The sequence below is a fragment of the Bartonella sp. TT119HLJHH genome (assembly GCF_042193385.1).
Classification (GTDB): Bacteria; Pseudomonadota; Alphaproteobacteria; order Rhizobiales; family Rhizobiaceae; genus Bartonella.
Genome location: NZ_JBHILS010000004.1, coordinates 109,671 through 121,699 on the forward strand (window position 1 = coordinate 109,671; position 12,029 = coordinate 121,699).

Consider the following 12,029-nt stretch of genomic DNA (forward strand, 5'->3'; position numbering starts at 1 on the left):
TGAATTGCCAGAAGTTTTTCGCCAATTTGTTTCTCATTCATTGCGTTTAGAAGCATGCATTTTTTTCATTTAGAGATGCTGCTGTAGTTTAAGCGATGATAATCCAGTGGGAAAATAAATCGAATTACTGAAAACAGCTTTTGGGCGTGCTGAGAATAATAGCTCCTTGCTTCTTTCTTGCGATATTTAGAGCAGTATACCCATTTTTTTTACAACCGAAATTTCACAACTAAAACTAATCTAGAGTGCTTTTTTCTGCCTAATTTCTATTTGAGCGTAGGAAATATCTTGAGCTTATAGCTTAGAGGGGGTGTATAAGTATTGATTTCGAATATGGCATGGGATGGAGTATGGTTGGTCTTTGTGGGAAATCGGCTTTGGTTGATTGCAGCTGGAATACTTTCTGTTGATCTATCGTGTGATTTTGTTTTGGTTATGATAATGATCTGGCTCTAAGATAGAGTAGGGGCTTGTACATCAATTTATTTATGCTCTATAATTTATGCCTATAAAGCTGCTGTAAAGTGTGTGTTAATGAGGATGATACACATTGTTACAGTTTTTGGGCTTCTTTTGTTTTGAATGGAAGGTATTTTCCTTCGCGTAAAATAAAATATCCAAAATAAAATGCCATATAATGAATGTCCTATAGGCTCTCTGTGCCCCCATGCAATGTCCCTCTCTACGCAATGTCATTGTGGTGTGATGGGTATATTCAAAAACACCTCTCAGTTCTTATTCACATTCGTTGAGCCTCTCTCATTTTTACGCTTGCAAAGGAAAAAGCCGGCACGATCATCATCTTTGCCAGTCCCCAATGTTGCAACAGCCTTTGGAACTTGAGACAATTCATTAGAGGCATTTTTAGTCCTTTCTTGTACAGTTTCACTCTATACGGCAATCCCACGTTTCATATGTAAGAGAATGGTTTTGATTGCTTCAATATAAACAGATTTGTAATGAGAAAATCTTAGGATATTCGGGATTCTTATGCAACATACAAAATAATTAATTATCTTTATAAATCAACGTGTTGAGTTATAATGATAGCGTCATGCTATAATGTAAAAAGTTTTCGCAAAGTGTGTACCATCCATTGCATAGCCTCTTTACACATTATGAATGTGCAATCCAGCACTGATCTATTTGCTCGCTTGCGATGTTTAACCGTTATGGCATTGGATATGATATAGAAAGGGAATTTTTATGCTTTAGAGGGTGCTTGATCGGGTGCTTGCTTGTGGTGTGTGAATGGTTTTGATTGATTTCAGTTACGCTTCATAAAGTATGTTTCATAAAGATGCTGTTCGTTGCGTGTTATAATTGTATAAATTTGGGGGGATGATTATCTTTTTACTGGTTTTGTCTTGTACTGCTGTTTTCTTTGTGGTCTTGTCTTTATTCACATCTTTATTCACAGGGGGGAAAAGTGTATAGACTGTAGTTTATGGCAGAGACGATTCGTATTATAGGCATTGATCCCGGATTACGGCGTACAGGGTGGGGCGTTATCGATGTTGTGGGTAATCGTCTTCAGTTTATTGCAGCAGGGACGGTTTCTTCTGATGTAAAGTGTGAGCTGGCTTCCAGACTATGTCAGATCCACAAAGGTCTTTCAGAGGTTGTGCATCAATTTATGCCTCATGAAGCTGCTGTAGAACATGTGTTTGTCAACAAAGATGCTACAGCAACTTTAAAACTTGGGCAAGCGCGTGCAATTGCACTGCTGGTTCCTGCGCAAGCCAATCTTCCTGTTTTTGAATATGCGCCCAACAAAGTGAAAAAATCAGTTATTGGGGTTGGACATGGGGCTAAAGAACAAATCCATATGATGGTCAAAGTTCTCCTCCCACGGGCTGAATTTGATAGCAGTGATGCGGCTGATGCTCTTGCTCTTGCTCTTTGTCATAGTATGCACCGTAACAGTATTGACCGATCTTATCAGGCAAGGAAGGCGATATGATTGGGGGGGCAACATGATTGGCAAATTAAAGGGCACCCTTGAACATATCTTTGATGATCATATCCTTCTTGATGTGCACGGTGTGGGGTATGTTGTTTTTGTGTCAAATCGGCTGCGTCCTTCTTTGCCCTCTGTTGGGGAGGCGTTAAGCCTTTTTATTGAAACGCATGTTCGGGAAGACGCAATCCGCCTTTTTGGTTTTGCTACAAGAGCTGAACAGGAGTGGTTTTGTCTTCTACAAAATGTTCCTGGAGTAGGGGCAAAGGTTGCTTTGGCAATCTTGGGTACTTTATCGCCAGATGAACTTGCACAGGCTATTGCTTTAAACGATGTTGCGATGATTAGTCGAGCGCCGGGCGTTGGTAAAAAAGTCAGTGAAAGAATTGTGGGTGAGTTGAAAAGTAAAACACTCCCCTTTGAACAAGCGCTCAAGACTGTTTCGGTTTCTCAGCGTGAGATGACCAATCAACCTGCGCATGATGCGCTTTCCGCGTTGATGAAGCTAGGGTTTGAACGGGAGCATGCATCCCGTGCTCTTGCTCTTGCGATGAATGCTCTTGAGGGGGAAACTGTTTCTTCTGCCCTGCTGATCCGCCATAGTCTCAAATTGCTTTCTTCTCCTACTTAAAATCAAGGTAACAATGCATAAAGATGAAGATAAACGCCTTCTGGGTTCCGCCCCCCTTCCTAACGATCCAGATCGTTCCTTAAGACCACAAGTTCTCGATGACTTTATTGGTCAAGAAGCGGCACGGGCTAATTTAAAAATATTTATTGAAGCAGCAAAAACGCGGCAAGAAGCGCTGGATCACGTTTTGTTTGTAGGACCACCGGGGCTGGGAAAAACAACGCTTTCACAGATTATGGCAAAAGAATTAGGCGTTAATTTTCGCTCTACTTCAGGGCCGGTCATCGCTAAAGCAGGAGATTTAGCCGCTCTCTTGACCAATCTTGAAGAACGTGATGTCTTGTTTATTGATGAAATTCATCGCTTAAATCCGGCGATTGAGGAAATTCTTTATCCAGCCATGGAAGATTATCAACTTGATTTGATCATTGGGGAGGGGCCGGCCGCACGCTCGGTGAAAATTGATCTGGCTAAATTTACTTTGGTAGCGGCAACCACACGTTTGGGGCTTTTGACCACACCGCTGAGAGACCGTTTTGGCATTCCAATTCGTCTCAATTTTTATACGATAGAAGAATTGGAATATATTGTGCAGCGTAATGCGCGGCTTTTTGCCGTCAAGATCAGTGATGATGGTGCCCATGAAATTGCACGCCGAGCACGGGGGACCCCTCGTATTGCTGGGCGGCTTTTACGGCGCGTTTGTGATTTTGCTTTGGTTAAACAAGCAAAACAAATTGACCAAAAAATCGCCGATGAAGCGCTTTCGCGCCTTGAGGTTGATCATCTTGGGCTTGATCCGCTTGACCGCCGCTACTTGCTCCTGATTGCGGAAACTTTTTTAGGGGGACCGGTGGGGATTGAAACAATTGCTGCTGCTTTATCAGAACCACGCGATGCTATTGAAGATATTGTTGAACCGTATTTGCTCCAACAAGGTTTTATTCAAAGAACCGCTCGTGGACGCATTCTAACTGAAAAGGCTTGGAGCCATTTAGGGCTTTCTGCTCCAGCCTCTACAACGTCTATACAAAGGCGTTCTCAACTTTCTGATGCTCAAGACAATTCATCACTTCAGACGTCTTTATGGGATGGGGAAGATGACTAAGGCATCCCTTTATTAAAAGAAACTATTTGAACATTTTATAGCAAGGTCATAAAATACAAGAGATGTGCTGCCTTTAACATATTCTGGTCGAAAAGGTTTGTCCCTGGTGAGGGGTTGTGCTTTTGCTTTTCACAACTTCAACACAAAAATGTGTTCAATCTTTTGATTGATAAACAATTTGCTATATTAGCTATATTAGATGATTTTATGGGATATGAAGTCGATGACAGAAATAACACCTTTTAAGAGCAATCATACAAACGCTTTTCATAATTTTCAGGTCCGCGTTTATGTTGCGGATACAGATTTTTCCGGTGTGGTTTATCATGCGCGTTATCTTGAGTTTTTTGAACGAGGACGTTCAGAGTTTTTACGGGATACCGGTTTTAATAATAAGATGTTAGCAGCAGGGGGTGAGGGGGAAAAACTATTTTTTGTTGTTCGTCATATGGAAATTAATTTTTCAAGACCAGCTAAAATTGATCATCTTTTAGTTGTTAAAACACGTGTTACTCATATCCAAGGGGCCCGCTTTTTTATGGAGCAATCTATTTTGCATGAGGCGATTACGTTGGTAACAGCCAAAGTTGAAATTGCTCTGATTAATGAGGAGGCAAAACCGCGACGTTTACCCAAAGAGCTTTTTGCAAAAATACTTGGTTAAAAGTGTGCTTCATTGAAACAGCCGTTTCAGGAGAGATCAGCAGATATAAAGTAATCTAAGACTATACATTTATTATAGCCTAAATGTTTTCCAATAAGGTTATATGATACAGCAAAAGAAAGCACCTCTGCTACAATAACTACAATAAATTGAAGATGATATCCCACAAAATTAAACACGCTTCATCCATGTTATGATTCAAAATCAATGTCATATCATCCATTTTCTGCTATAAGCTCAAGATATTTTTCTTTCTTTTGAAGAAAGGTTTGTTGGTATCAGAAAACAGCGAAAAGTACAAAATATAAAAAGAAATAAAAATGTATATACCCAGCAACATATTGCAATAAAGTGATAATAAGCTATTAGGTCGAAAATTGTCTCAAAACACCCAAAGGGTGTTTTTAAGCAATTTGATTTGTTTTTTTACTGGACTATCATTTGGTCTCACAAGAGCGCGTCTCTCATCCATTTCTATCTATAATGCATCACTTTATGTGCGCTTCTAAGCGTAGTAAATGAGTGAGAGATCAATGTATACAAAGCAGAAATGCATTCTTGATTTAAAGTTTCAAAAGCATATTATTCTATATAATATATTGACTGAGAAAGATAAATTATCACTTCTCACGGGAACAAACCCTAATAGAGGAATAAAATACTTTACATTTCAAATCTGTTCATGTTGAAACAATTAAAATAATTTGCTTACACATCATAAGAGAGCAATATAAATCATTGAAAAAATTGTAAAAATGTTCCTTATGTATCATTTTCAATGCAATAACGATCAAATATCGCAAGTGAGCAAAGAGAGCGAAGAAGCTGGTTTTCATGAAGTAAAGACGTGAAAAGGCTTTTTTCATGTCACAGAAGCTTTTACGTTATACCATAGTGCCAGAGAGATGATAGGCATTGAAAGAGGCAAATTCACAACACAATGAGATTACATGAGACTTACACTAGATTATATAGGACTTGTAGGGGTGCATGGGGGAGGCGCATTGTCGTGAGGTGTGGTAGGGTGGTTTAGTGTCGTTTTTTTGCCCGATGGTGTGATCTTATTAAAGAATGAGAGAAACAATAGCCTGAGGCAAAGCATAATTTTTCATGATGATAACATATTTATTTATAATGATAATTCACTGCGTTGCAATTTTTAGATAATTCTGAAACTTGTAAGATTTTTTCTTTTCAAGCTCTATTGCTGCGAATTAATTAAAAACGTTTTCTTACATGTCACAAGCGGGGTTGATGAGTGGGTACAAAAACACTTAAGAAAGGAATAAAATGCTTCTTATGAATCTTTTCAAGTGCTAAGACTTATTGCAGCATTTTAAGCTTAAAACGCGTATGATGATTTAGCGTTCTTTTCATAAGCGTAAAGATGGTGGTGCATAATAGATTTTATATTATGCATTTTTATATCTTTTATTTTTATAGTATTTATGGAGAAGTTCTTATCGTTATATTTTTCATAAATGCTGTTGTGAAATGAGGAGGGGCCTGCATTGAGGGATGTCTCTCGTCATCACTTTTTAAGGAAATTTAAGAAACAAGTCTTGTTTTAGCGCATGGATTTATGTGAGACTAGAGTTTTTACTTAAATTTAGAAACTATAAAATAATCTGTTTTATAAAACTTTTAAAAATACACCTTTCATTTAGAGGGACAAAAATTATGCCGCATGGTGAACTAACAAATCCGGAAACAATTGGAATGTTGCATTTGTTTATGCAAGCGAGTTGGATCGTGAAAGGTGTTATGATCGGGTTGCTGCTCGCTTCTATCTGGAGTTGGGCAATTATTTTTGATAAAATTTTTACGTATCGGAGAATACGGCGTGAAATAAAGCAGTTTGAACGCACATTTTGGTCCGGCAAAGCGCTAGAAGATCTTTATGCATCATGCAAAAGTCAACGTACCAATAGTATATCCGCAGTTTTTATAGCAGCAATGGTTGAATGGAAAAAATCTCTTGAAAAAGGGACCCATACATCGAAAAGTTTGCAGAGCAGAATTGATAAGGCTATGGATTTGACGCTGGGACGTGAAAGTGAAAAAATAGAATCAAAATTAAGTTTTCTTGCGACACTGGGATCTGCGGGACCTTTTATCGGACTTTTTGGAACAGTTATTGGTATTATGGAGTCTTTCCTTTCTATTTCAGCTTCTCAAAATACGTCACTTGCCATTGTCGCGCCAGGGATTGCAGAAGCGCTTTTGGCAACCGCTATTGGTTTGTTTGCAGCAATTCCAGCCGTTATTGCTTATAACAAGTTGACTCATGAAAGTGCGCGCATCATTGCACAAATAGAAAATTTTGCCGATGAATTTTCAACAATTGTATCGCGGCGTATTGATGAAACACGCACAGCACCTTCCTCTTTATAAAAAGGAGCTTATCCATGGGCCTTTCTGTTGCTTCTTCTTCTCGCAAAAATACACGTAGGCGGCATCATTCACGAAGCCAACTGATGAGTGAGATCAATGTCACTCCTTTTGTGGATGTCATGCTGGTCTTGTTGATTATTTTTATGGTCTCTGCCCCTCTTTTAGTAAATGGTGTTCCTTTAGATTTGCCTCGTAGTCAAGCGGGTCCCGTACGAGCTCAAAAAACACCCCTTACGGTTTCACTTGACGCGCAAGGGCGCTTTGCCATTAATCAAGATTATTATGAAACGTCACAGGCCCTGATTGCACACCTGAAAACTCTTCTGGAAGCAGATGCTACACAAAAAGATCAACGAGTTTTTGTGCGGGTTGCTAAAACTGTTGAATATCAGCAAGTATTAAAACTGCTGGCGGATATTCAAAAAGCGGGGTTTTCTCAAGTTGCGTTAGCAAGTCTAGCACAATAAATAATAAGTAATAAAATTTCGCATAACTGATTGTTTTTAAGATGTTTTTTAAATAGCATAGAGTGATTAAAAATGAAAAAATGTAAGGCATAAATAAGGCATAAAGAATGAACAAAGACTCCTATCATAGCATGAAACGAGGCTTGGCTTTATCCCTTGTGGTCCATGTCATTTTTCTCAGTTGGGGAGCCATTCAGTTTACAAGCTCTGTCTCTTTACCACAACCATTGGAAGCAATTCCTATTACTCTTGCTCCTTTGGTGGACGAGTTTTCTTCTCAACAAGGAGCCGTGAAGGCTCCTATCCGTGCAATCCCTGCCGTTAAACCAACTATGCAACCACAAGAGAAAGAAGATGCACGCCATATTGGAGAGGGACAAATAGATAGTCTTGCGCCTTTTAAACCAAAGGAAAAGCTGCTCCCCGTTGAGACAACACCGCCGCCACCAAGCGAAAATACGCCGGATACATCTGCACCAGAACTTACAAAACCAGAATTATTAGAAGCAAAAACAGAGGATGCGCCCAAGGTTGCGCCTGAGATGCCTTTGGAGACACTGGAGGATGCGCCCAAGGTTGCGCCTGAGACGCCTTTGGAAGCACTGGAGGATGCGCCCAAGGTTGCGCCTGAGACGCCTTTGAGAGCGCCGGAGGATGCGCCCAAGGTTGCGCCTGAGACGCCTTTGAGAGCGCCGGAGGATGCGCCCAAGGTTGCGCCTGAGATGCCTTTGGAGGCACCACCGGAGGATGCGCCCAAGGTTGCGCCTGAGACGCCTTTGGAAGCGCCGGAGGATGCGCCCAAGGTTGCGCCTGAGACGCCTTTGGAGGCACTGGAGGATGCGCCCAAGGTTGCGCCTGAGACGCCTTTGGAGGCGCCGGAGGATGCGCCCAAGGTTGCGCCTGAGACGCCTTTGGAAGTGCCGGAAGATGCCTCTAAGGTTGCGCTCAAGCCTGCGCACAAAAATGAAGAGATGATATCGCCAAAAGAATTGGCTCCAACGGTCCCAAAAGTACCAGAAGAGCAGATTGTTCATCAAGCGCCCAAAATTGTGCTTCCAAAAAAATCTCTTCTTCCACAGTTTAAACCAAAGTTTGACGGAGAATTTCCAAAGAAGAATGAGGCTGCATTGAATCAAAAGACGCCAAAGCTTAACAAGAAAAACCAAGAGGAACAGACCATTGAAGATATTTTAGCTCTGGAGGAAAATAATTTGCTCAATCGTGCGCGGTCACAAGGAGGGGGGGCAAAACGTTCTCATACACCAGAAGCTTTGGGTGCAAGAAAAAATATTAATGATACCACAAAAATGGCACAAACATTGGTCAATATTGCGGGGGGATGTATTCAACAGAAGCTTAAACTTGTGGCGCTTGGCGGCGATTTAAAAAACCGTCCGGTTGTGCGGTTGCGATTTTACTTAGACCGTGAAGGGATGGTTGTGGGTGATCCTATCATTGATCCCGTAAGCGGCCTTGAGAGTCAACAAGCTATTATGATAAGGCAGGTATATGCTGCTGTCTTTTCATGCCAACCTTATGCAGATCTGCCACGTGATCAATATGATCTATGGGGGCAAGGTTTTGACTTTAATGTTGATCCCCTCCAAGAAATAAGATGATAAACGAGAAAAAAGCGCTTAACGAAAGGACACATTCTATGATGACTATAACGAGACATAAAGTTTTTGCTTGGTTTATTGTCACTTGTGGGTTGTGGCTTTCAAGTATTTCATCCGGTTATGCGCAATTGAAAGGAACTATTTCGAGCGCTGATTTTAATCCCATTCCCATTGCAATTACAGACTTTATTTCCAATGATTCGATTGGGTTGAAAATATCTGCTGTGGTGACAGCCGATCTTGAACGGTCGGGGCTTTTTTTACCACTTGATAAAGAAAATTTTTTTGAAAACATTTCTAATCCTAATAAACAACCGCATTTTGCTTCTTGGCAGAAAATAAAAGCGCAAGGTTTAGTTACTGGGCAGGTCATGAGAGAAGTCGATGGACGTTTGAGAGTCGATTTTCGTTTATGGGATGTTTTTGGACAAAGACAATTGAAAGGACGGCGTTTTTATACTGCGACAGAACGTTGGCGGCGTGTGGCACATATGATCGCAGATGAGATCTATAGTGAGATGACAGGAGAAAGTGGTTATTTTGATACACGAATTGTTTTTATCGATGAAACAGGCCCCCAAAATGCGCGCATTAAACGCTTAGCAATGATGGATCAAGATGGCGCAAATTTGATTTATATGTCTGATGGAAGTGAATTGGTGCTTACACCGCGGTTTTCTCCAAAAAGACAAGAAATGACCTATATGGCTTATGAGGACAATCAAGTACCTCATGTTTATCTCCAACAAATTGAAATGGGGCAAAGAGAGTTGATTGGAACGTTTAATAACATGACAATTGCTCCACGTTTTTCTTCTGATGGACAAAAGGTTATCATGAGTTTGTTACAAAATGATGGGAGTGCCAATCTTTACACCATGGATTTACGAACCCGTACGATGACGCGACTTACAACAACTTCTGCTATTGATACTTCTGCTTCTTATTCACCGGATGGAAAACAAATCGTCTTTTCTTCAGATCGTAGTGGAAAGCCGCAAATCTATAAAATGAATGCGGATGGGAGTGATATTCAACGTATTTCTTTAAACGAGGGGAGTTATTCAACACCTATTTGGTCTCCACGGGGTGACTATATCGCCTTTACAAAACAATTAAACGGACAATTTTCTATCGGTGTTATGCGCCCTGATGGACAAGGAGAACGAATTTTAACCACAGGGTTTCACAATGAAGGACCAACTTGGGCCCCCAATGGTCGTGTGCTGATGTTCTTTCGCAAAAATCCCGGTATGGGACCAAAAATCTATACGATTGATATTACGGGTCGCAATGAACGTCAATTACCCACCCCCAATGATGCTTCAGATCCAGCATGGTCGCCTTTGCTCAATATACAATAAAACAAAATGCTTAAAAACAGAATATAGAAGGAATACAGTCTCAAGTTTACACAATCTCAATAGTTTTTAATTATTTAAAAGAAGGAATTGATTATAGTGGGCATGGGGAGTTATGTAGGTTTCATCTATCATCTACGGTTGTTGATCGATAATGGAATTTCCTTGGGGGAAAATGCTTAAAAAAATTCAAAACAATACCTTGAAAAAATAGAGCCGAAAATTCTGAGATCTCTAGATTTCAACTTTTTATTCAAAGTGTCGCTATATATATTTTTTAAAACTTCCTCTTCAATTTTGTTTGTGAAGAGTTTGGTCTTGTCAGGGGGCTGTTGCTCTTTGATGTGTTTTATTCAAGTACGCGGTTGTTTTAGGTCTGAATATTGATTGTTTGGTAAGAGCAAAAGGACAGATTTTTAAGATAAATGACGTTATTTTAGAAATATACGATATCATAAAGTTAATGCCATAAAGTCAAAAATTTATTTGCAACAGATTAGAGAGATGTACCGGCTTTTTGTACAATACTTTGCTAAACAATCAGCTCTGGCTTTCCATTTGCTTATTTTTATTCTGTGATGTTGTAAAAACACTGTCCTTTGAAGTGTGGTGATATAGGGCGTATAAATAGGACGTATAAACCTCCTTGATATATTCTAAGTGTTTTTAAGTGCGTGGCGAATATTTAGGGGAGTGCATGTTTGTTGAGCCTTAAGTTTCAAGTGAATTTTATGAGTGATTCGTCATAGTAATACGTTAGGAAAATCCCAATTGTTTAGAGGCTAGATCATTTTCATCACTTGAGGGTGGGGAGGTGAATCTTAAAGAACAACAAGATCGAATAGAGAGGGGATATAGGGATAATTTTTTGGGCATGTAAGAAAGGCGTGAGACTACAGAGTTTTGTATGCTTTCTTTTTGGGATTATGTTTTCTGCGATTGATTGTGGTTTTTTGTTGCACCAATGGCTTACCCCGCTATTGACGCGGGGCTTTTATATGTGCGGATAAAGAAGAAGAATGACAAATGCTTTTGAAGCTCTCATGAATGAAGAGAGGGCTTGTGCAAATGATGGAAATTATACAGATAATTTTGCCAAAATCTCATCACTAACATCAAAATTGGCATAAACATTTTGCACATCATCATCTTCTTCTAATGTTGAAATCAGTCGTAAAACGGACAAAGCTTTTTCTTCATCTATTGGTGCAAGGGTGGTGGCTTTCCAAATTGTTTTAATCGATTCTGCTTCACCAAGTTTTGCTTCAAGCATTTTTGAAACTTCACCAATATCTTCAAATGCGCAGGTAATATGATGTCCGGTTTCTTCTGATTGCACATCTTCGGCACCGGCTTCAATTGCTGCATCCATGATGTTATCGGCTGTTCCTGCTTCTGGCTTATAGATTATTTCACCAATCCGATTAAACATGAAACTGACCGATCCTGTTTCCCCTAAGGCTCCTCCTGATTTTGTGAAGGCGGCGCGCACATTTGAAGCGGTGCGGTTGCGGTTATCGGTTAAAGCTTCAACAATGACGGCAACGCCACCTGGTCCATAGCCCTCATAGCGTACTTCATCATAATTTTCGACATCGGTGCCTGACGCTTTTTTAATCGCGCGTTCAATATTATCTTTCGGCATCGATTGTGCTTTGGCATTTTGAACAGCCAGCCTTAAACGTGGATTCATGGCTGGATCAGGAGCACCTTGTTTTGCTGCTACGGTAATTTCGCGCGCAAGCTTAGAAAATATTTTCGAGCGCATAGCATCTTGACGCCCTTTACGGTGCATAATATTTTTAAATTGTGAATGGCCTGCCAT

Annotated in this window: 10 protein-coding genes; 9 read left to right on the top strand and 1 reads right to left on the bottom strand. The window is 40.2% G+C overall.

What is annotated here, in order from left to right; genetic code table 11:
* Window positions 1-321: 321 nt before the first annotated feature.
* The 9 genes from ACFIJL_RS03605 (at window position 322) to tolB (ending at window position 10,207) form a co-directional block, all read left to right on the top strand.
* The gene (locus tag ACFIJL_RS03605) at window positions 322-456 is read left to right on the top strand and encodes a hypothetical protein (protein WP_375622604.1); all 135 of its coding nucleotides are present in this window, start codon (window positions 322-324) and stop codon (window positions 454-456) included.
* Window positions 457-1,447: 991 nt separating this feature from the next.
* On the top strand, window positions 1,448-1,963 hold the full coding sequence (gene ruvC / locus ACFIJL_RS03610; protein ID WP_375622606.1) for a crossover junction endodeoxyribonuclease RuvC: 516 nt from the start codon (window positions 1,448-1,450) through the stop codon (window positions 1,961-1,963).
* 13 nt (window positions 1,964-1,976) lie between these two features.
* On the top strand, window positions 1,977-2,591 hold the full coding sequence (ruvA, locus tag ACFIJL_RS03615; RefSeq protein WP_273790467.1) for a Holliday junction branch migration protein RuvA: 615 nt from the start codon (window positions 1,977-1,979) through the stop codon (window positions 2,589-2,591).
* A 13-nt stretch (window positions 2,592-2,604) separates the two neighbouring features.
* Window positions 2,605-3,699, top strand: a complete 1,095-nt coding sequence (ruvB, locus tag ACFIJL_RS03620) for a Holliday junction branch migration DNA helicase RuvB (protein WP_375613207.1) — start codon at window positions 2,605-2,607, stop codon at window positions 3,697-3,699.
* Between the two features lie 223 nt (window positions 3,700-3,922).
* On the top strand, window positions 3,923-4,363 hold the full coding sequence (gene ybgC, locus ACFIJL_RS03625) for a tol-pal system-associated acyl-CoA thioesterase (protein WP_375622609.1): 441 nt from the start codon (window positions 3,923-3,925) through the stop codon (window positions 4,361-4,363).
* Between the two features lie 1,680 nt (window positions 4,364-6,043).
* Complete coding sequence (tolQ, locus tag ACFIJL_RS03630; RefSeq protein WP_273790464.1) at window positions 6,044-6,757, top strand: protein TolQ; 714 nt, start codon at window positions 6,044-6,046, stop codon at window positions 6,755-6,757.
* A 14-nt stretch (window positions 6,758-6,771) separates the two neighbouring features.
* A complete protein-coding gene (gene tolR / locus ACFIJL_RS03635) occupies window positions 6,772-7,224 on the top strand; it encodes a protein TolR (protein WP_375622611.1) in 453 nt (150 codons plus the stop codon).
* 107 nt (window positions 7,225-7,331) lie between these two features.
* Complete coding sequence (locus ACFIJL_RS03640) at window positions 7,332-8,843, top strand: cell envelope biogenesis protein TolA (protein WP_375622613.1); 1,512 nt, start codon at window positions 7,332-7,334, stop codon at window positions 8,841-8,843.
* A 38-nt stretch (window positions 8,844-8,881) separates the two neighbouring features.
* Window positions 8,882-10,207, top strand: a complete 1,326-nt coding sequence (gene tolB / locus ACFIJL_RS03645) for a Tol-Pal system beta propeller repeat protein TolB (protein WP_375622615.1) — start codon at window positions 8,882-8,884, stop codon at window positions 10,205-10,207.
* 1,075 nt (window positions 10,208-11,282) lie between these two features.
* Here tolB and ACFIJL_RS03650 read toward each other — a convergent pair.
* Window positions 11,283-12,029 (bottom strand): YebC/PmpR family DNA-binding transcriptional regulator, encoded by a 747-nt coding sequence (locus ACFIJL_RS03650; RefSeq protein ID WP_375622617.1) that lies wholly within the window; start codon window positions 12,027-12,029, stop codon window positions 11,283-11,285.